Origin of the sequence: Actinoplanes palleronii, assembly GCF_016862315.1 — a bacterium.
Lineage (GTDB): Bacteria > Actinomycetota > Actinomycetes > Mycobacteriales > Micromonosporaceae > Actinoplanes > Actinoplanes palleronii.
This window is the reverse complement of record NZ_BOMS01000137.1, coordinates 61,501-80,833: the sequence shown is the minus strand read 5'-3', so window position 1 is coordinate 80,833 and position 19,333 is coordinate 61,501. Positions and strand designations below refer to the sequence as shown.

The 19,333-nt window shown below is 70.6% G+C and carries 24 protein-coding genes; 8 read left to right on the top strand and 16 right to left on the bottom strand.

Annotation, left to right across the window (positions count from 1 at the left end; translation table 11 throughout):
- On the top strand, positions 1 to 411 hold a 411-nt coding region (locus tag Apa02nite_RS41105; RefSeq protein ID WP_203829891.1), incomplete at its 5' end, for a VOC family protein.
- On the opposite strand, the gene Apa02nite_RS41100 is transcribed toward Apa02nite_RS41105, so the two are convergent.
- From Apa02nite_RS41100 to Apa02nite_RS41090, 3 genes are read right to left on the bottom strand one after another with little or no spacing between them, the layout of a single operon-like run.
- A complete protein-coding gene (locus tag Apa02nite_RS41100; RefSeq protein WP_203829890.1) occupies positions 395 to 856 on the bottom strand; it encodes a hypothetical protein in 462 nt (153 codons plus the stop codon). The genes Apa02nite_RS41105 and Apa02nite_RS41100 overlap by 17 nt on opposite strands.
- Before the next feature lie 44 nt (positions 857 to 900).
- Complete coding sequence (locus tag Apa02nite_RS41095; RefSeq protein ID WP_203829889.1) at positions 901 to 1,410, bottom strand: helix-turn-helix domain-containing protein; 510 nt, start codon at positions 1,408 to 1,410, stop codon at positions 901 to 903.
- A gap of 45 nt (positions 1,411 to 1,455) precedes the next feature.
- Entirely contained in the window at positions 1,456 to 2,103 is a 648-nt protein-coding gene (locus Apa02nite_RS41090) for a TetR/AcrR family transcriptional regulator (RefSeq protein WP_203829888.1), read from the bottom strand.
- A 276-nt stretch (positions 2,104 to 2,379) separates the two neighbouring features.
- Between Apa02nite_RS41090 and Apa02nite_RS41085 the strand changes: the two genes are divergently transcribed.
- Positions 2,380 to 3,807 (top strand): amidase, encoded by a 1,428-nt coding sequence (locus Apa02nite_RS41085; protein WP_203829887.1) that lies wholly within the window; start codon positions 2,380 to 2,382, stop codon positions 3,805 to 3,807.
- Here Apa02nite_RS41085 and Apa02nite_RS41080 read toward each other — a convergent pair.
- The 6 genes from Apa02nite_RS41080 to Apa02nite_RS51545 form a co-directional block, all read right to left on the bottom strand.
- Positions 3,776 to 4,396, bottom strand: a complete 621-nt coding sequence (locus Apa02nite_RS41080; protein WP_203829903.1) for a response regulator — start codon at positions 4,394 to 4,396, stop codon at positions 3,776 to 3,778. The two genes, Apa02nite_RS41085 and Apa02nite_RS41080, sit on opposite strands and share 32 nt — an antisense overlap.
- Positions 4,397 to 4,413: 17 nt before the next feature.
- Positions 4,414 to 5,706 carry a sensor histidine kinase gene (locus Apa02nite_RS41075; protein WP_239164908.1) on the bottom strand — a complete coding sequence of 431 codons (1,293 nt, stop codon included), beginning with the start codon at positions 5,704 to 5,706 and terminating at the stop codon, positions 4,414 to 4,416.
- A 29-nt stretch (positions 5,707 to 5,735) separates the two neighbouring features.
- Positions 5,736 to 6,464, bottom strand: coding sequence for an ABC transporter permease (locus tag Apa02nite_RS41070; protein WP_239164907.1), 729 nt, complete (start codon positions 6,462 to 6,464; stop codon positions 5,736 to 5,738).
- Positions 6,461 to 7,378, bottom strand: a complete 918-nt coding sequence (locus Apa02nite_RS41065) for an ABC transporter ATP-binding protein (RefSeq protein WP_203829886.1) — start codon at positions 7,376 to 7,378, stop codon at positions 6,461 to 6,463. Before Apa02nite_RS41065 ends, Apa02nite_RS41070 begins: the two co-directional genes overlap by 4 nt.
- A 57-nt stretch (positions 7,379 to 7,435) precedes the next feature.
- On the bottom strand, positions 7,436 to 8,053 hold the full coding sequence (locus Apa02nite_RS41060; protein ID WP_203829885.1) for a TetR/AcrR family transcriptional regulator: 618 nt from the start codon (positions 8,051 to 8,053) through the stop codon (positions 7,436 to 7,438).
- Between the two features lie 236 nt (positions 8,054 to 8,289).
- On the bottom strand, positions 8,290 to 8,823 hold the full coding sequence (locus tag Apa02nite_RS51545) for an NAD-dependent epimerase/dehydratase family protein (RefSeq protein ID WP_239164906.1): 534 nt from the start codon (positions 8,821 to 8,823) through the stop codon (positions 8,290 to 8,292).
- Between the two features lie 179 nt (positions 8,824 to 9,002).
- Here Apa02nite_RS51545 and Apa02nite_RS41050 point away from each other — a divergent pair, with 179 nt between their 5' ends.
- The 3 genes from Apa02nite_RS41050 (at position 9,003) to Apa02nite_RS41040 (ending at position 11,466) form a co-directional block, all read left to right on the top strand.
- Positions 9,003 to 9,872 carry an SDR family oxidoreductase gene (locus Apa02nite_RS41050; protein ID WP_203829900.1) on the top strand — a complete coding sequence of 290 codons (870 nt, stop codon included), beginning with the start codon at positions 9,003 to 9,005 and terminating at the stop codon, positions 9,870 to 9,872.
- 86 nt (positions 9,873 to 9,958) lie between these two features.
- Entirely contained in the window at positions 9,959 to 11,023 is a 1,065-nt protein-coding gene (locus tag Apa02nite_RS41045) for a cutinase family protein (RefSeq protein WP_203829884.1), read from the top strand.
- Between the two features lie 11 nt (positions 11,024 to 11,034).
- Positions 11,035 to 11,466, top strand: a complete 432-nt coding sequence (locus Apa02nite_RS41040) for a lamin tail domain-containing protein (protein WP_203829883.1) — start codon at positions 11,035 to 11,037, stop codon at positions 11,464 to 11,466.
- Between the two features lie 2 nt (positions 11,467 to 11,468).
- Here Apa02nite_RS41040 and Apa02nite_RS41035 read toward each other — a convergent pair whose 3' ends face one another.
- Positions 11,469 to 12,335: an aldo/keto reductase family oxidoreductase gene (locus Apa02nite_RS41035; RefSeq protein WP_203829882.1), complete on the bottom strand. Its 867-nt coding sequence runs from the start codon at positions 12,333 to 12,335 to the stop codon at positions 11,469 to 11,471.
- A 117-nt stretch (positions 12,336 to 12,452) separates the two neighbouring features.
- Here Apa02nite_RS41035 and Apa02nite_RS41030 point away from each other — a divergent pair, with 117 nt between their 5' ends.
- Together Apa02nite_RS41030 and Apa02nite_RS41025 are read left to right on the top strand one after the other, a co-directional pair.
- Complete coding sequence (locus Apa02nite_RS41030) at positions 12,453 to 12,896, top strand: winged helix-turn-helix transcriptional regulator (RefSeq protein WP_203829881.1); 444 nt, start codon at positions 12,453 to 12,455, stop codon at positions 12,894 to 12,896.
- 324 nt (positions 12,897 to 13,220) lie between these two features.
- Positions 13,221 to 13,760, top strand: coding sequence for a hypothetical protein (locus Apa02nite_RS41025; RefSeq protein ID WP_203829880.1), 540 nt, complete (start codon positions 13,221 to 13,223; stop codon positions 13,758 to 13,760).
- A gap of 9 nt (positions 13,761 to 13,769) precedes the next feature.
- Here the strand turns inward: Apa02nite_RS41025 and Apa02nite_RS41020 are convergent, their stop codons facing one another.
- The 5 genes from Apa02nite_RS41020 to Apa02nite_RS52475 are packed head-to-tail and all read right to left on the bottom strand — an operon-like array spanning position 13,770 to position 17,561.
- Positions 13,770 to 14,930, bottom strand: coding sequence for a hypothetical protein (locus tag Apa02nite_RS41020; protein WP_203829879.1), 1,161 nt, complete (start codon positions 14,928 to 14,930; stop codon positions 13,770 to 13,772).
- Entirely contained in the window at positions 14,927 to 15,322 is a 396-nt protein-coding gene (locus Apa02nite_RS41015) for a PadR family transcriptional regulator (RefSeq protein WP_203829899.1), read from the bottom strand. The genes Apa02nite_RS41020 and Apa02nite_RS41015 overlap by 4 nt, the downstream gene beginning before the upstream one ends.
- Before the next feature lie 37 nt (positions 15,323 to 15,359).
- Positions 15,360 to 15,788, bottom strand: coding sequence for a DUF4440 domain-containing protein (locus tag Apa02nite_RS41010; RefSeq protein ID WP_203829878.1), 429 nt, complete (start codon positions 15,786 to 15,788; stop codon positions 15,360 to 15,362).
- A 4-nt stretch (positions 15,789 to 15,792) separates the two neighbouring features.
- Positions 15,793 to 17,424, bottom strand: coding sequence for an IS200/IS605 family accessory protein TnpB-related protein (locus Apa02nite_RS41005; RefSeq protein WP_239164904.1), 1,632 nt, complete (start codon positions 17,422 to 17,424; stop codon positions 15,793 to 15,795).
- On the bottom strand, positions 17,421 to 17,561 hold the full coding sequence (locus Apa02nite_RS52475) for a hypothetical protein (protein ID WP_373873090.1): 141 nt from the start codon (positions 17,559 to 17,561) through the stop codon (positions 17,421 to 17,423). Before Apa02nite_RS52475 ends, Apa02nite_RS41005 begins: the two co-directional genes overlap by 4 nt.
- A 435-nt stretch (positions 17,562 to 17,996) precedes the next feature.
- On the opposite strand from Apa02nite_RS52475, the gene Apa02nite_RS40995 reads away from it, so the two are divergent.
- Positions 17,997 to 18,626: a DUF899 family protein gene (locus Apa02nite_RS40995; protein ID WP_203829876.1), complete on the top strand. Its 630-nt coding sequence runs from the start codon at positions 17,997 to 17,999 to the stop codon at positions 18,624 to 18,626.
- An 8-nt stretch (positions 18,627 to 18,634) separates the two neighbouring features.
- Here the strand turns inward: Apa02nite_RS40995 and Apa02nite_RS40990 are convergent, their stop codons facing one another.
- Complete coding sequence (locus Apa02nite_RS40990) at positions 18,635 to 19,297, bottom strand: GntR family transcriptional regulator (protein WP_203829875.1); 663 nt, start codon at positions 19,295 to 19,297, stop codon at positions 18,635 to 18,637.
- Between the last annotated feature and the right edge of the window lie 36 nt (positions 19,298 to 19,333).

Genomic DNA, 19,333 nt, shown 5'->3' with positions numbered 1-19,333 from the left:
GGAAGCGCACCCGTGCAGATCTCGGATTTCGCGCCGCTGATCGTGGTGCGCGACGTCGCGACCAGCGTCGACTTCTACCGCCGCCTGGGGTTCCACCCCGCGATCCAGTGGCCCACGTACGCCAAGCTCACCGCAGGTGCAAAGGTCTTGCATCTCGCGTCCCCGGGCGACCCGCCGCCGGACCGCCCCGATCTCGCGCTGCGGGCTCCGGAGGGCACCTCCCCCACCGTCACCGCCGCCCTGGTCCTGCAGGTCGAGGACTGCCGCCGGGCGTGCGCCGACCTGGTGGCCGCGGGCATCGCCCTGCTCACCACCCCGGCCGCGCCGGCCTGGGGCGGCGAGGTACGCGCCTTCGTCCGCGACCCCGACGGTCACCTCATCGAGATCAACGAAGTCACGTCACCGACGTGACGATGCGGCCGTCCTGGGTCTTGGCCGTGCAGGTGTAGCGGTTCGTCTGCAGGTGCGGGCCGAACACCCCGGCGGTAAGCGTCCACTCCACGTCACCGCTGACCACCACGGCGGCGCCCGCTGGATGAGAGTCCCACACGTTCACGTCATCCATCGACGCCTGGAAGAAGTCCGGCTGCGCGCTGTCCGGGGCGAACGCGGCGCGAACCGCCTCCTGGCACGCGCGTTCGGCGGCCAGCAGCGCGGGGGCCGGTCCGGCTGCCCGGCTGACGCCGCTGCCGATGGTCAGATATCCGCAGGCCACCGAACCGAACGCGGCCACGATCGCGACACCGGTGGCCAGCCCGACGGCGAGCCGGGACGGTGGCGCGGCATGCTGCGCCCGGCGCCGGGGCGGCGCCTTGTGCCTGACGATCGCGGTGCGTTCATAGGTCTGTACTGCCACACTCAGCCATCGGCGTTCCCGGCCCGCACCTGAGGCGCCAAGGGTCAGGCCGCGTCCCGTTCCCGGCGGCGTCCGACCAGCTCACGCAGCCATTTCCGGGTGGACGCGGCGACCACGTCCTCATATTCGGCGAGCGCGTACGGCGCCGAGACCACCGCCCGGTGCCGTCGGCGGGGCAGCTGGGCGTCCAGCGCGGTCAGGCACTGCTCGACGACCGCCTCGAACGTCGGCCGGTCGGTCGCCGCCATCGCCAGCAGCACCCGGTCGAGGATCTCCGCGCCGCTGAGCTCGTCCGGCACGTCGAGGATCCAGGCCCGCTGCCGCAACCGGCCCGCCTCGGTCAGCGCGCACGTGCGCGGCGACTTGCGGGCGGCACCCTTGCGCAACTCGACGTAGCCGAGCTTCTCCTGACGGCTCAGCGCCGCCATCACCCGGGTCACGTCCACGGCACGCTCGGCCCCGAACGTGGTGGCATGCCGTTGCTGCAGCTCATACGCGGTCGCCGGCCAGTCGGCCAGAAACACGAGCAGGATGTCCCCGAGCGTCGCCGCCATAGCGCTGCACTGCCTCCCGCTGCCAACTTCTACAAGTTGTAAAAGTTAACACGCGGCGATCCGATCGAGGTGGGCCCGCAGCACCTGCGCGGCGTCGGCCGGGCCGAGATGCCCGACCAGCACGTGCGTGGTCAGCCCGTCGGCGAGCGCCAGCAGGGCGCGGGCCTCCGCACGGGCGTCGGGAGCATCGGATGCGACCGAGATCAGCCGGGTGAACATGCCCTCGAGCTGCGCATAGTTGCCGCGCAGCACCTCGGCCAGGGCCGGGCTGACCGCGGCCCGCGCCACGAACGCGAGCCAGATCCGCGCCTCGGTCCGATGCTCGTCACCGAGCAGCGCAATCTCCGCCGCAGCCCGCGCCAGCGCATCCACGGCCGACGCCGATCCGCCTGCGGCCGGGGCCGGCGTGCCCGACGTCGGCCCGCCTGCGGCCGGGGCCGGCGTGCCCGCGGCTGGCACGCCGGTCAGCCCGGCGCGCACCCGCTCGGTGACCTGCTCGCCGATATGCGCGAGCGCGAACAGCAGCATCTCGTCCTTGGTCCGGAAGCAGCGCTGCACGGCACCCATCGACACGTCGGCCCGGACCGCGACGTCGCGCAGCGTGACGCCATCCATCCCGGATTCGTCGGCGAGCGCGCAGACCGCCTCGGCGATCCGCAGCCGCCGCTCCTCCCGCTCGCTCTGCCGGCTCATCCCCACCTCCAAAAACCGATGCGCTCGTATCGCTTTCACCCTACTATCCGATGCACCTGCATCGGTTTGCCCGAAACGTAGACCGAGACTCGGCTCGCCAAGCGGCGACCCGAGGAGGCGAGCTGAAGCGGCGACCCGAGGAGGCGAGCTGAAGCGGCGAGCTGAAGCGGCGTGCCGAATAAGGCGTGCCGAATAAGGCGTGCCGAATAAGGCGATCTGAAAAAGGGCGAGTCGAAGAGGCGAGCCGGAAGAGACGAGCCAAGGGAGGCAGAAGTCATGGCCGACGAAATGTGGCGGATGACCGCCGTGCAGCAGGCCGCGGCGGTCCGCACCGGCGAGATCACCGCCACCGCGCTGCTCGACCAGCACCTGACCCGGATCGCCGAGGTCAACCCGGCCGTCAACGCGGTCACCCAGGTGCTTGCCGACCGCGCCCACCAGGACGCCGCCGCGATCGACCGACGCCACGCCGCCGGCGAAGAGCCAGGCCCGCTCGCCGGCGTCCCGTTCACCGTCAAGGAGAACATCGCCGTCGCCGGCACACCCACCACGCACGGCGCGTCCCGGCTCCGCCACCTGGTCGCCGAGGCCGACGCCCCACCGGTCGCGCGTCTGCGGGCCGCCGGCGCGATCGTCATCGGGCACAGCAACATGCCGACCCTCACCCTCGCCGGGATGCACACCCGCAGCGACCTGTTCGGCGACTCGGTCAACCCCTGGGACCCCACGCGCACCCCGGGCGGCTCGAGCGGCGGCGACGGGGTCGCGGTCGCCACCGGGATGGCCACGCTAGGGCTCGGCAACGACGCCGGCGGCTCGGTGCGCATTCCCGCGTCGTTCTGCGGGGTGACGGCGCTCAAACCGACGTACGGAAGAATGGCGGCCGATCATCGCATCGGTCCGGACGATCCCGCATGGTGTGCTCAGACCTTTGTGGTCGACGGACCGCTGGCGCGCAGCGTGGCCGATCTGTGCACGGTCTTCGCGGTCCTGGCCGGCGCGGACCCGCGGGATCCCCGGGCCCTGCCCGTGCCGCTCGACGGCGAGCCGTTGCCGGGCCCGATCCGGGTCGCGGTGGTCACCGATCCGGGTGGGCTCGGCGTTCACCCCACGGTGGTCGCGGCGATCGAGACCGCCGCGGGAGCGTTGCAGGATTCCGGGTACGTCGTGGAGCCGGTCCCCGACGTCCCCCGCCTGCCCGCATCGCTGCACGCCTACCAGTCCCTGGTGATGACCGAGTTCGCACCCTTGTGGCCCGCCATCCGTGGCCTGCTCGGGCCGGACGCGCACCGCTACATCGAACTCGGCATGGCCGCGACACCTCCCGTGGACGTCGCCGAGTTCCTGCGGCTGACCGGGGTCCGCCTGAGCATCCAACGCTCCTGGGGTGAGTTCCTGCAGCGCTACCCGCTGGTGCTCGGCCCGGTCTTCACCCAGCCACCGGTCGCACCGGGCCTCGAGTCCCGCGACACGGCCGGCCGTGACCTGGTCACCACCGCCATGCGCCTGTGCACCGCGACGAGCTTCGTCGGCCTGCCCGCCGTCGCCGTCCCCACCGGCGTCGTCGACGGCCTGCCGACCGGCATTCAGCTGATCGGCCGCCCCTACCGCGAGGACACCTGCCTGACCGCCGCGGCGGCGATCGAGCACCGCCTCGGCATCCTGACCCCGATCACCCCCGGGGGATCAGCAGCCGCCGGTTGAACGCCTCCGCGACCGCCGCCGCCCGGTCCGACACCCCGAGCTTGGCGTAGATGTTCAGCAGGTGGCTCTTGACCGTCGCCTCCGTGATGAACAGCCGCGACGCCACCTCCCGGTTGGTGTTGCCGGCCGCCACCAGTTCGAGGACCTCGATCTCCCGCTGGCTGAGCAGCTGCGGCGGCGGCGTCCGCACCCGGTTGAACAGCCGGGTCGCCACCGCCGGCGACAGCACGGTCTCGCCCTTCGCGGCGGCCCGCGCCCCGCGCAGCAGTTCCTCCCGCGGCGCGTCCTTCAGCAGGTACCCGGTCGCCCCGGCCTCGATCGCCGGCAGCACGTGGCTGTCGTTGTCGTACGTGGTGAGCACCAGCACCCGAGCCGCCACCCCGAGCCGGGCCAGCTCACTGATCGCGGTCAGCCCGTCCATCACCGGCATCCGCAGGTCCATCAGGATCACGTCCGGGGTGAGGGCCTGTGCCATCCGCACCGCCTCGGCCCCGTCGGCGGCCTGGCCCAGCACCTCGAAGCCGGGCGCGGAGGCGAACATGCTGCTCAACCCGTCCCGCACGATGGGGTGGTCATCCGCGATCAGCATCCGGATCGGGCGGTCGCTCACAGGTCGCTCCTCGTCGGGTCGCTCGCGTCGCCCGCGACGCGAGCAGAAGTCAGCGGGACACGGGCCGAAGGTAGGGGGCCGCGGGCCGAAGTCAGGGGGACGCGGGCCGAGATCCCGGTGCCCGCGCCGGGCTCGGACTCGATCCGCAGCGTCCCGGCCAGCCCTTCCAGGCGCTGCCGCATGATGCCGAGCCCGAACGACCGCGCCGACACCCCCGAAGGGTCGAACCCCCGCCCGTCGTCCACCACGTCCAGCGCCACCTCGTCGGCCAGGTAGGACAGGGTCAGCCCGACCCGCGAAGCCTCAGCGTGCCGGGCCACGTTGGCCAGGGCCTCCTGCGCCGTCCGCAACAGCACGAACTCCGCCTCGGCCGGCATCGGCCGCACCTCCCCGGTCGTGGTCACCTGCACCGGCACCCCCTGCAGCGCCGACCACCGTTCCGCCACCTCGGCGAGCGCGTCCCCCAGATGAGCCGTCGTCTCCAACGGCTCCGGCCGCAGCGCGTCGACCGACCGCCGCGCCTCGGTCAGGCTCTGCCGGGCCAGCCCCTGCGCGGCCTCGGTGTGCCGCCGCCACGGCTCCGGAACGGCCTGGATCTGCTCGGCGGCCTGCAGTTGCGCGATGATCCCGGTCAGTCCCTGCGCCACGGTGTCGTGGATCTCCTGGGCCATCCGCCGGCGCTCCTCGAGCACACCGGCCTCCCTGGCCTGGGCGAGCAGCCGGTCGTGCAGGGCGGCGTTCTCGGCCGCGGTCGCCTCGAGCAGGTGGTTCGCCCGGCCCAGCTCGGCGAGCGCACCGGCCAGGGTGATCTGACGGCGTTCGACCAGGCGCAGCGCCCAGGCCATGCTCACCATGATGACGATGTTGAATCCGACGATGGCCGCGTAGATCGCGGCGCCCCGGGCGTCGGTCCCGTCCACGCCGGACGCCTGCGCGACACCGGCCACCACCGCGACCAGGCCGACCGCGGGCACCTGCCACGGCCAGGGCAGGATCGCGTACGCGTAGATGTAGGCGACCGGGGTGAAGAACCCGAACGCCGGGTCGCGCAGCACCAGGATCGTGGTGACGATCAGCAGCCCGGCGAAGTACACCGCCATCGGCCGCAGCCGCTCCCACGCCCCGGGACGCAGGGTGAACATCCCCAGCATCCACGCTCCGGCGGCCAGCAACAGCGCCAGCTCGACGCCGCGCCCGGTGAGCGCGGTGTAGCCGACGAGTGCGGCCAGCAGCACATACGGCACCACGGTCACCAGCAGGGCCGGCGGCCGTGGCATCTCGCTGTTCACGAATTCACCCCTCCCCTGTGGAGCCGACCCTATTCCCAGCGGAACCAGCGGATCGCGGCGGCGGTGCACACCACCGCGTAGGCGAGCAGGATCAGAACCGGTCGGGCGCTGGGGAGGCTCCCTTCGTACGCTTGCTGAAATGCTTGGATCCCGGCTCCGAGCGGTGTGGCCTGGCTGATGTCGCGCAGCAGCGGCGGCATCTGGGTGACCGGAACCCATAACCCGGCGAAGAACATCATCGGGAAGTAGAGCACCGTGCCGACCGCGGTGGCCACCCCGCGCCGCGGCGCCAGCGCGGTGACCAGCAGGCCGATAGCGATCAGCGCGCCCGCCACCAGCAGCCACCCGATCGCGAACCCGGCCGGGTTCTCCGGCAGGTGCACCCCGAACCCGAGCCGGGCCACGGTCAGGAAGACCGCCGCCGCGACCACCGCGATGGCCAGGTTCGCGACGAGTTGGGCGCCGAGCACCCGGGCCGGGCCGACCGGTGTGGTCTGCATGCGCCGCAGCACGCCGGTCTCCCGGTAGCCGGCGAGTGTGGTCGGCAGCGCGATGAGCGCCAGCATCGCCAGGTTGAACAGGATCAGCACCGGCACGTAGATCTCGAAGGTGGACAGCCCGCCGTTGGCCTCCTCGGGTTGCCGCATGGTCGGCACGTTCCCGAGAATGATCAGCAGGATCAGCGGGAAGGCGACACCCCAGAGCGGGCCGACCTTGTCCCGCACGGACAGTTTCATCTCCGCGACGACGAGGCTCACGACTGCTCCTTCGCAACAGACTGAGTGATGGTCACGAACGCGTCCTCGAGGCTGGTCTGCGACACCCGCAGCTGTCGTACCGCGACTCCGTGCTGGGCCAGAACGGTCGTCACCGCGGACAGCGCACCGTCGGCGCCCGCCACGACGACCAGATCTCCGCGCCGCTCGACCCGGCTCACCTCGGGCAGCCCGGTCAGCAACTCGTCGGCGAACGCCGCGGACGGCCGGAACTCGAAGCGCTGCTCCACCCCGGCCCGCGCGGTCAGCCCGGCCGGCGTGTCCACCGTGACGACCCGTCCGGCATCGATCAGGGCGATCCGGTCGCAGAGCCGCTCGGCCTCCTCCATGAAGTGGGTGACCAGCACGATCGTCACGCCACGGGCGCGGACGTTTTCGATCAGGCTCCAGGTGTCCCGGCGCGCCTGCGGGTCCAGCCCGGTGGTGAGCTCGTCGAGGATGGCCACCCGCGGGTTGCCGGCCAGGGCGAGCGCGATCGACAGCCGCTGTTTCTGCCCGCCGGACAGCTTCCCGTACCGCGTCTTCGCCTTGCCGGCCAGCCCGAGCGAGTCCATCAACTCCCGCCAGTCGGCCGGTTCGGGATAAAACGAGCTGTAGAGGGCCAGCGCCTCGGCCACCTGCAGCCGCTCCGGCAACTGCCCGGACTGCAACTGCACCCCGACCCGCTCGGTGGCCGCCCGGCGATCCCGCAACGGATCAATTCCGGTCACAGTGATGCTCCCCCGGTCCGGCGCCCGGATCCCGGCGATGCATTCCACGGTGGTGCTCTTGCCCGCCCCGTTCGGCCCGAGGATCCCGAAGATCTCCCCGGCCTGCACGCTCAGCGAGACGTCCTCCACCGCGACCGTGTCGCGATACCGCTTGTGAAGGTTACGAACTTCGATGATTGCTGCCATGCACTCATCGTTCCGCCGCCCACACCGGACCGATACCGACCACAAAAAGGGCCCGCCTCAACCAGGCGGCTGGTCCGCCCGATCAACCGATCGGCTGAGGCGAGACCCCAGAACAAAGAGCAATTGCTTTTGTACGTACGCAGCAGGCTCCTCGTCACCGCCCGCCATCCCCCAGGTCACGAGCGCTCCGTTGTAGGCGGCGTGCACCGCCCGCGGCAGCCCCTCGTCGTCCGCCCCGGCCCGGAGTTCCCCGGCGGCCCGCCCGGCCCGCAGCACCACCCCGATCGCCGCCTCGACCGCGACGGTGTACTCCCGGCTCACCTGCTGGAACCGCGGATCAGACATGTCCAGCAGCAGAAACGCCAGGTGGTTGGCGAACTCGGTGGTGCTGCGCACCGCCCCCGCCATCGCCGCCAGCGCCTCGATCAGCGCGTGGACCGGCTGCTCAGCGGACTCCGCCCCGGCCAGCCGCGCGGGCAGCGCCTCGGCATCGTGCCGGGCGAGCGCCAGCAGCAGCCGGTCCTTGGACCCGAACCGCCGCATCAGCGCGGCCGCGGTCAGCCCGACGCGGCCCCCGATCTGCGCGAGCGTCACGTTGGCCGGCCCGGCGGCCGCCACCGCTTCGGCGGCTGCGGCCAGGATCGTTTCGTCCGCAACGGTCCTGGGTCGCGCCATGCCGAGCACGATACCGGGCCACTCCACCGGCAGTCGTCGGCAGACGATCGCCGCCCGGACCTGGTCGCACACCAGACCAGAACAGTCGCCTCGCTCAGGCGGGCACCGAAGCTGCCGATATCGCTGACATGCCGCTACGCCTCCAGCTGTGCGCCGCGCTGACGGCGGTTGCGCTGCTCAGCGGCTGCGATCCGCATACCTCGGAGAAGCCGGCAAGCACCCCCGAGCCCTCTCCCTCAGCGACGTTCCCTTTCCCGCTGCCTTCGGAGATCCTCGAAGCGTGCGGGCTTCCCGCAGGCAGCACCGTCCTGCCGAGCTCCTGCCCCGGGGTGCTCGGCCCGGACAACATCGGCGTTCCCGATGACACTCCGGCAACGGCAGGAACCCCGGCCGGCTGAGCAGCCGTGGACCGGTACCGCGACCGACTCGCCGCCGTTCTGACTACCTTTTGACGCCGTTGATCGATGGTGGAGCGTGGCGGCGCCGCGCGGCCAGATCGACGGCCGCGGCATCCCACAGCGGGTGGTCATCATGGCGGCGAGGTTGTCCTCGGTGTAGCGGCAGCTCACGCTGCGACCCGCCAGGTTGATGACGACGTCGCTGCCGTCCAGCTTCGCCGCCCAGTCCCCGAGCGTCTTTCCGTCCCAGTAGACCTGACGATCGCCCCGCGGCGACCGGGTCAGCACGACGACATCGTGGCCCTGCGCGGTCAAGGCCCGGTCCAGGATCGTGCCCACCTGCCCGGTCCCGCCCGGGATGACGACCTTCACTGATGCCCTCGCTTCACCACGTCGGCAGCAAGCCGAGCGAGACCCCGCCGACCCGGCCGGCAGCCCCGCGCTCGCCCGGGCAACGGGCCGGCCCACGTCGGATACCCGCCGCGCCGCCCCCGGCCGACTGGGCCCCGACACCAGTTAGTTAATCGTGGTTAACTAACAACGTGAAGACGATTGAGAAGGACAAGCCACTCGCCGGGGCCGTCGCCCTCGTCGCCGGGGCCACCCGCGGCGCCGGCCGCGGCATCGCCACCGAGCTGGGCGCCGCCGGCGCCATCGTCTACGTCACCGGCCGCAGCACCCGCGCCACCCGCTCGGACATGGACCGCCCGGAAACCATCGAGGACACCGCGGAGCAGGTCACCGCGGCCGGCGGCCAGGGCATCCCGGTCCCCTGCGACCACAGCGACCCCGCGCAGGTCGCCGCGCTGATCACCCGGATCACCGGCGCGCACGACCGCCTCGACCTGCTGGTCAACGACATCTGGGGCGGTGACCCGCTCAGCGAGTGGGGCACCCCGTTCTGGCAGCTGGACCTCACCAAGTTCCAGACCATGTGGCAACGCGCCGTGCTCACCCACCTGATCACCAGCCAGCATGTGGCGCCCGTGATGATCGCCCGGAAGCGCGGTCTGATCATCGAGGTCACCGACGGGCTCGGCCACGACTACCGGGGCAACCTCGCCTACGACCTGACCAAGACCACGGTCAACCGGCTGGCCCTCGGACAGGCCGAGGAGCTGCGCCCGCACGGGATCACCGCGCTCGCCGTCACGCCCGGGTTCCTGCGCTCCGAGGCGATGCTCGAACTCTTCGGCGTGACCGAGGCCAACTGGCGCGACGGCACCGAGAAGGATCCGCATTTCATCGCGTCCGAGACCCCGCACTTCGTCGGCCGGGTGATCGCCGCGCTGGCCGCCGACCCGACAGTGCACACCCGCACGGGCCAGGTGCTCAGCTCGTGGGACCTCGCCGAGGAATACAGCATCGACGACGTGGACGGCAGGCGGCCGCACTGGGGACGGTATTTCGCCACTATGTGACCCGTCTGGGGGCGTGTCCTAAACGTACAAAATAGGGGTTTTTGTGAAATCCTCCTGCCGTGATCGCCACGACGGCAGGGAAATCGATGCGCAAGCTGGGAAACGGGTGGGTCGGTCTGGCCGTGCTGGCCGCGGTGCTGGCCGTGCCCACCGCGGCGTCCGCGGCGCCGGCCAACCCCTGCGACAACAACCTGGGCCTGGGCAGGACTGCCACGGCCCCGGCGTACGTGTTCCTCGGCGTCCGCGGCAGCGGCGAGCCATCGATCGACGCCGACGGCCGGATGGGCACGCGGGTGCTCAAGGCCTACCGCGGGTTCGCCGCCGACCCGCACTACCGGGGCAAGATCGCCTGCACCGGTTCGCTGCACAGGTACAAGGCGATGCCGGTGCCCACCTTCGGCGCCGGTTTTGATCAGTGGAACGAGTACCTGCGCGAGGTCACCACCAACTACCAGATCCTGCAGACGCAGCTGCAGCGGCTGACCGGAAAGTACCCGGACACGAAGTTCATCGTGTCCGGGTACAGCCAGGGCGCCGCCGTCGCGCACATGGCGGTCAGCGAGCTGGTCCGCACCACGCCCGCGCTGAAGACCCGCTTCGAGGGGCTGGCCCTGATCGCCGACCCGCTCGCCGACGACACCGACTACCGGCAGCCCACCACCAGCGACGGCTGGAACGGCCCGGCCCGCAGCGGCACGCTGACCATCGCGAACAGGATGGCGGACGGCACTATCGGCGGCGCCGCCTGGTACACGGCCCTGACCGCCCTCGGCAAGATCCACCGCGTGCTGCCCGACCAGTTGTGCGACGCGATCACCACCTGCGAGAAGCTGCAGCAGCAGAGCCGCCTGACCGAGAAGTATCAGGACACGCTGACCGGGATGCGCACCGTGGTGACGGCCAGCCCGATCGGCCGCACGTCCACCGGCAGGCAGCTCACCGCGCTGGGCATCCCCACCGCGTCGATCTGCTATGTCGGTGACGTGGTGTGCAGCCCGATCGGCTCCTGGAAGTCCGGCGTGGTGCTGCGCCAGAAGTTCCACTACTGGCCGGATTGGACCACCTGGGGCCGCACCGACGTGCACAAGGACTACTACACCCGCTACAGCGGCTGGGAAGCCCCGGCCGCGGCGTTCGTCGCCGCACACTGAGGAGACGTTCCATGCACATCCTGCTGTCGATCGCCGGCGCCCTGATGATCGCCGCCGCGCCCGCCCCGGCCGCTCCCACCGTGCGGTTCCACAGCACCCAGTACGACTCGCCGGGCAAGGACACCCGCGCCAACGACTCGCTCAACGCGGAGTGGATCGCGCTGGTCAACCCCGGTGACCAGGCTGTCAGCCTGAAGGGCTGGCAGATCGCCGACGCGTCACGGACATACACCTTCGGCACTGTCACGATCGCCGGCAAGGGCGGCAAGGTCGTCCTGCACACCGGCCGGGGCACCGACACCGCCACCCAGCTGTACTGGAACTCCGGCAACTACGTCTGGAACAACACCGGCGACGTCGCCACGCTGCGCACCAGGGCGGGCGTCGTGCAGGACACCTGCGAGTGGGGCAGCAAAACGGGTCGCACTACGGTCACCTGCTGACCTCAGAGCCCGATTTTGTTCAGCTCGACGAGGTCGTCCTCGCCGAGCTGCAGGCCGGCTCCGGCGACGTTCTCGCGCAGGTGGGTGACCGACGAGGTGCCCGGAATGAGCAGGATGTTCGGGGAGCGTTGCAGCAGCCACGCCAGCGCGACCGACATCGGCGTGGCCTCCAGGCGGGCGGCGACCGCGGAGAGTGCCGCGGATTGCAGCGGGCTGAACCCGCCGAGCGGGAAGAACGGCACGTAGGCGACACCCTGCTCGGCGAGCGAGTCGATCAGGCCGTCATCCTGCCGGAACGCCAGGTTGTACAGGTTCTGCACGCACACGATCGGCGCGATTCCCTGCGCCTCGGCGACCTGCTCGGGCGTCGCGTTGCTCACCCCGAGGTGCCGGATCAGCCCCTCGCGTTGCAGCTCGGCGAGCGTCCCGAACGCCTCCGTGACCGATTCCGGCTGGGGCCCCTCCGCGTTGCCGAGCCGCAGATTGACCAGGTCGAGGACCTCTAGACCCAGATTCAAAAGATTCTGGTGTACGCCACGACGCACACTTCCCGCGTCCCGGGCCGGCGGCCAGCCACCCCGTTCGTCCCGGTTCGCACCCACCTTCGTGACGATGTGCAGCCCCTCCGGGTAGGGGTGCAGCGCCTCCCGGATCAACCGGTTGGTGACCTCCGGCCCGTACGCATCACTGGTGTCGATATGGGTGATCCCGAGCTGGACGGCTTCCCGGAGCAGGGCAAGCGCCCCGTCGTGATCGGCCGGCGGCCCCATCACCCACGGCCCGGCGAGCTGCATGGCGCCGTAGCCGAACCGGGTCACGGTCAGGTCCCCCAGCGACCAGGTGCCACCGGGAAGGGAGTTCGTCGACATCGTCCACCTCTGACTTTCGTGCTGAACTGCTTGCTGCTTCACTATGACCAGGCAGCTTCCTGTCGGGAAGTAGGCACCTGAAAGTGCGTAACGGACTCATCTCACGAGGAGCGGGCGATGGCGACAACATCGGCGGCCGAGAAGCGGGCGCAGGCGAAGGCGGAGTACAACGCGTTCCTGGCCCAGTGCCCCAGCCGCAACCTGCTCGACCGCCTCGCCGACAAGTGGGTCACGCTGATCCTGTCCGCCCTGGGCAGCGACGGCTCCCACCAGTTCGGCGCCGACTGCGCCGGCCGGCCCCGCCCGATGCGCTACTCGGAGCTGTCCCGGATGCTGGCCGGCGTGAGTCAGAAGATGCTCACCCAGACGCTGCGCTCCCTGGAACGCGACGGCCTGGTCACCCGCACCGCGACCCCGACCGTCCCGGTCACGGTGACCTACGAGCTGACCGAGCTGGGCCTGTCGCTGCACGTGACGATGCGGGCCTTGAAATCGTGGGCCCAGGACCACATGGACGACGTGTTCGCGCACCGCGCCACCTACGACACCCGCACGGACTGACCTGCGGAAACCCCGTTCGGCTCGTTTTCCGTGATAGCGCCCGCGACTCGGTCGGCGGCCGCATAACGTCGCCTCGAATCGCCACTGCGAGAAATCGCATCGCCACTGCGAGTTATCACGAAGAGAAGACGATGAAAAGGTAGCCGTATTCGGTGTCGTGCTGGCCGCGAGCCTGGGAATCGGGCCCGCACCCGCGACGGCCTCACCCGCCACGAGCGGATGGCACACCACCGACGACGGGCAGGAAGTGCCCAACGATCCGCAGCAATGCGGCGACAAGACCACGCCCGGCGTCGACTGATCATGTTGCGAAAGGGATTCCCCATGTACAGGCGCGCGCTGATGAGCGGACTGATGGCCGCAACCCTGCTGGCCGGCACGGCGACCCCGGCGTCCGCGTCACCAGCCGGCACCGGCGATGCGTTCACCGACCATGTCACCGGCAAGATCTCCCAGTTCGTGAGTGGCCGTGCGTTCAGCCGCCACGAGGACGACGTCCGGCGACGCCGTGTGCTGGGCGTCGAGACTTGCAGCGGGCACGAGCGCTGGGTCGACGGAACGGTCGGCGTACCGGCGGTGACCGTGACCGGGGACATGTCGAGCGGGTTCGACGGCAGCATCACCCTGCCCTACCAGGCGTCCTATCGGCACAAGAACTTCTCCGGCGTGCTCTGCGAATACCAGACCGAGGAGAAGAACCCCACCGGAACGCTGCAGATCGGCATCCGCATCACGATGGGCACGACCGGCGTGACGCAGTACGACGTCGTCACGTCCGACCCGTCCACCGACCACGACGCCACCCGCATGTCCACCACGGCCATCCGGGACGGCATCGTCGACAAGATCCGCGAAAACCTGTAGGTAACCCGGTCAGAAAGAGGGGTCGCGGTCGGCCCAGGGGATCTCGCCGTCCGGTCGTCGCCGGATCGTGGCGGCGACCGCCAGGGCCGGCAGGAACGCGCCGAAAGCCAGCACCAGCACCGGGTTGAGCACCGTGAACCCGAGGTCCGGCCACGCCGCCAACTTGGCGTGCAGCCCGACGAAGAGCCCCTCCTCCCACGGCCGCCCGACCTGCTCGTTGAGCGGCAGCACCCCGTACGTCAGCGGAAGCGCGCACACCCACGCGGGCAGCGCCGCCATCACGGTCGCGGGGCCATTCCCCTCGAGGCGGCGACTGATCCACCCGGTGAGCAGCCAGCCGCCCACGATCCCGAACAGCGCGCCGGCCCCCGTCATCGCCCACAGCCACCACGGCGCCGAGCGGGCCACCGTGAACCGGGCCGTCGCCTGCGGGTCGATCGCGCCGCCGGGCTCATCGGAGCCGGTCGCGTCGAAGAACTCCAGGACCAGGCCGTCGCGGTGGGCCCAGAACGTCGCCTCCCGCACGTTCGTCTCGACGTCGTTGCTGGGGAACGGGGCGCTGGTGCCGTCGAGCACGCTGGTGTCGAGGTCGTCGACGCCGTCGTGGACCCGGATGTCGCCGCCGATCCGCCAGCCGTCGGCGACCAGGCGATCCCGGACACCGGTGGTGAAGGTCAGGTGGTCGAGGGTCGCGGCGGTCGGCGCCACCACGTATTCGAGGTAGCCGTACCGGGTGCCCTCGTTGTCCGGGTTCCAGATGAACGCCGGCATGTCGGCGCAGTTCGACGAGTAGACCCACTCGTCGCCGTCCTCGCAGCCCTTCACGTCCATCCCCGGGAAAACCGTCCGGTCGATGCCCTGCGCCTGCACGACACCGGTCAGCGCCGGGGCGAACTGCCAGCCCAGCACGGACATCCCGGCCGCGCCGAAACACCCGGCGACCAGGGCCGCCAGGGCGGCCAGCACCACAATGCTGCGGGATTTCGGACGACCGAGGCGGGCACGAACCCCATGGCGTACGACGTTGCCGACCTCCCGCGCGGTCGGACGCACGCGGTCCGGTGGGGCGCAGTCGAGCAGCGTGTTCAGCAGTTCCTCGCGCCGCGGCCCGGGTGGGTAGACGCGGATCAGTCGCCGGTAGCGCCGTTCCAGGCGCTCGCCGCCGGTCACGCCGGTCCCCAAGCGAGGGCCGGGCCCATACCGAGAGCCGGGCCCATCGCTACGGCCGGGCCCATCGCTACGGCCGGGCCGAAGCCTTTGCGGGTGGCGAGCTGCGCGCGGGCCGCGTCGGCGCTCGCCCTCAACCGGGCCGCCTCCACGTCCAGGGCCTTGGCGCCCGCGTCGGTGAGCCGGTAGTAGCGCCGCGCCCGCCCGTCGACGATCTCCTCGCGGTCCAGGGCGACCAGGCCCTCGGCGCCGAGCCGGTCCAGCGCGGCATAGAGCGTGCCGGGCTGCAGCGTCACCCGGCCCTCGGAGAGCCGGGCGGCCTCCCGGATCAGGCCGTAGCCGTGGTGGGGACCGGAAGCGAGCACGGTGAGAGCCCAGAACGTCGGCTCACGCATCGATGGGGGCACGACACGCAATATAGAGATGATCTGACTATGCGGCAACCTCCGCCTCGGCGACCCGCTCGTCGTCCCAGGCGACCGCGCTGATCCGCCAGCCGGCGAGGGTCCGGACGAACTGCAGCGTCTTCGCACCCCGCCCGGTGTGCAGCTCGCCGTCGCGGCGCCACGACTTCGCGTACGTGCAGAAGTGCTGGGCGATGTCGCCGTAGATCTCGGTGCGCCCGGCCACCTCCCACTCCGCGAAGTCGGTGAGCTCGCCGCTGGTGAGCAGCTCGCGGCGCGGGGCGATGAAGCCGTCCACGTCGTACACCGTGGGTTCTCCCCCGCAGGTGCGGATGATCAGCGCGGCGGGCAGGAAGACGCCCCGCAGGTCGTCGAGCCGTGCGTCGCAGTCGGCGGCCGAGGTGAACGCGGCGAAGAAGATCCGCACCAGCTCGGCGATGGTTTTTTCATCACCCATCAGTTCACCGTTCCTTGACACTGTGCGGGAGTTGGTCCCGCGTAGCGCGCGTCTCCCGAACGGTGTTGGAGACGCTGGTTGCCCGCTTTCGGCCGGTGGTCGGGGACACGGCTTGAAGACGTGGTCCGGTGCCAGGGCGGCGGGGTTCCTCGCGTCCGAGGTTGTCCTGTCCGGCCTGGACGCTCCGATGCCCCACACCATCGCTCCGGTGGTGTGGGGGCGGTGACGTCCGCCGCCGGGCGGGATGACCTTGGGCGCGTCGTGCGATCACGATGCTCGCGGCAGCGTGACGGGTGGTGGCGCGGTGGCGGGCGGTCATCGGTTTACGCCAGTGTTCGGCACCCCACCGGGAAGTGTAGGCCGGGTCCACGGCCACGACGGTAATCCCGATTTCGGCGGCCATCGATACGATCCGGGCCCGTAACCGTGCGGTCGGGAACCGGGAGATCACGTTCCGGAACCGCTTCCTGCGGCCGTATTTCTCGCGGGTCTTGCCGTCGGTGAAGTCGAGGTCCTCAACGGCGATGGCGGTCACGCCGGCTTGACGGGTCCAGTGCAGCAGCCGGGTGAGCGCGTGCCGGATCTGAGCGTCGCGGTGCCCGGCGGTTCCGGCAAGGTCATAGCGAAAACGCCGGGGTTCACCGACCGGGTTGCCGTGCGGGTCGAGCCGCCACGCCGCAAGGTGATCGTTATTGGTGTCCACCCCGACGCAACCGCCGGTCAGCGCGGCCTGCAACGGCACGACAGGTGCGGGCGAGCACTGCCAGGCGGCGGTAAGGTACCAACGATTCCGGTTGGCGTCGTGACGGATCGTGTACGCGATCGCCGTGTTCGCCTCGATCCGGTCGCGCCACTGCCCACCGCGGTGCGCAAACACGACACTGCACGACAGCACGTACCGGCCATGAGCCGCGTTCGCGAGATGCGCCAACGGGGCCGGGAGTTTTAGCGAAACCTGCCCAACCGGAGTGACCCGGATCGTCTCATTGCCGAACCGTTTACCGGTCTCACCGTCAGCGGACAGGAACAGCCGCGCCGCGGTCCACTGCTCCCGCCACTGCTGTTCACTCAGCCCGGCCTGGTCGAGGTGGTGACGGGTGTTCGCGAGGCGTCTCCCGCCGCGGACGGTACGGACACGCCCGGCATGCCAGTCAGCGATCGCCGTCTCGTGCCGCTGTTGCAGCGTCACGAGGCGCCGTGACTTCGTGTGCCACTCCCGCGCCGACCGGTAGCCACCGGGCTCGCCTACGCTACCTTTCTGCCCGAGCGGCAGCGCAAGCCGCCGCCTCACGGTGGCAATCCCGGCCTCAAGCCCTCGCATGTGCGCGGCCAGGCCACGGCGGGCAAGAGCCCACTGATCATGGCTGGCCTTGGTGATCGATCCCGCCCACCGCGACGACGATGCCGGCGTCAGATCCCGTTTCCGAGCCGCCCACGAATCCTTGTCATGACGCAGACCGTCGCGGCTACGAGCCGCCAGATCACCAGATGCCAGCGACCCCAGATGCACGCCGACCAGAAACAACACGTGCGCGTCCTCGACGCTCACCCTGAGCCGGTCCCGGATCGCCACCCCCGCCGGTCCGGGCACAACGAACGGCCCGGCAATGACACGCAACGGTTTCTTCTCCATCATCGCCAGCCGCCGCCTCCAAGGCTTTCCTCGCCCGGTTCCGCATCGATCGCCGCCCGCACCACCGGGCGTAGAACCGAGGTCAGGACCTCCGCCATGTCCCGGACCAGGCCCTCGTCGACGTCACCGGCGTCGACCACGACCAGCCGCCGACCCTACGCCTGCAGGACCGCTTCGACCAGTCCGACGTTCACCCCGGCCGAGCCGATCACGATGCTCCGCCACCACGGCCGTCGCGCCGGGATCGGCGAGCAGGCGGCGAACCTGGGGCCACGCCCCGTCCATGCCCGACCCGACCTAAGCCTCGACCCGCACCACCGGCAAACCGGCCAGCACCACCCAACCGCGGCAGGAACCGCCGCCGCTTCCACGTTCACCAGAATCATCCGTGGCCCGACCCGCATCGCCGGCACCGGAACCGGCAGAGCGCATTCACGAAGCCAGCGATACGCGGCATGCAGATGCACGCCCTGCGCCTCCGCCCACTCCGCAAGATTCACACCAACAAATCTGCTGAACCCTATGGCGATGCACGACGCGGTTTCTTGTCGGTGGGTCGGGGCACCATCACAGGTATGGCGAAACCCGATGTGGTCACGGCCGAGCAGTGGGAGCTGGCGCGCTCGGAACTGCTCACGGCCGAGAAGGAGGCAACCCGTTCACTCGATGCGCTCGCCGCGCGACGCCGGCGCCTGCCGATGGTCAGGTTCGCCGGGGACTACACGTTCGCGGCGCCATCCGGGCCGCGCACGCTGCTCGATCTGTTCGAGGGCCGCGAGCAACTGGCCGTCTACCAGTTCATGGACAACGGGCCCGGCCACTTCTGCCCGGGCTGCACGGCGTTCACCAACAACGTGCCGTCGCACGCCCTGGTCATGCTGGGCCAGCGCGGCATCAGCTGGGCGACGGTGTCGAACATGCCGCTGGCCCAGATCGAGCCGTACCGCGCGGTTCGCGGCTGGACCATGCCGTTCGTCTCGTCGCACGGCACCACGTTCGCCGACGACTGCGGCGCCGGCGGTGGCTTCATGCTCAGCATGTTCCTGCGCGACGGCGACGAGGTCTACCGGACTTACAGCACGACCGCGCGCGGCGTCGACCGCCTGCTGTTCACCAACAACCTCGCCGACCTGAGCGTCTTCGGCCGCCAGGAGGACTGGGAGGACTCCCCGCCCGGCTGGCCCCAGCACCCCACTTACGGCTGACGCCCTTTTCAAGACCCTTTTTTCGTACGAGGAAGCGCCGCCACCGTGCGGCTCACATGACGGCACAGCAGCTCGGCGGCACCGTCAGCGTCGCGGGCCAGGGCGGCTTCCTCGATCGCGCGGTGCTCGGCGGCGCCGTCGCGGTCCGGGGTGTGCACGGTGGACCAGCGGCGGGCCAGTTCGCTGTCGGTCCACAGCCGGTCGAAGGTGGCCAGTAGGACGTCGTTGCCGCATCCATCGAGCAGCGCCCGGTGAAAGCGGCGGTGCGCCTCGGCCCACGCGTCGCTGTAATGCGGGTCGCCCTCCCGCTCGTAGGCCGGTGTTCCGGCGAGGCGGTGGTGCGCGGCCCGCACCCGGGTCTCCCATTCCAGGTCGCCGCGCTCGATCGCCATCCGCAGCATCGCCGGCTCGATCACCGTGCGGGCCTCGGCGATCCGCTGCCACCGCTCGGCGCCGGTCGACGGCACGACGAAGCCGCGGTTCGGCAGCCGCAGCGCCAGACCCTCGCCGACCAGCCGCAGCAGCGCCTCCCGGGCCACGGCGAGGCTCACCCCGTGCCGGGTCGCCAGCTCCTGCGGCTTCAGCGGCTGTTGCGGCGCGAACTCCCCGTGCAGCACCGCGCCGCGCAGGGCCTCATACACCCGTTCCGACCGAGTCGATTCGCTTGTCACGACGATCACACTAACTCGGATAATCGATTATTGCTT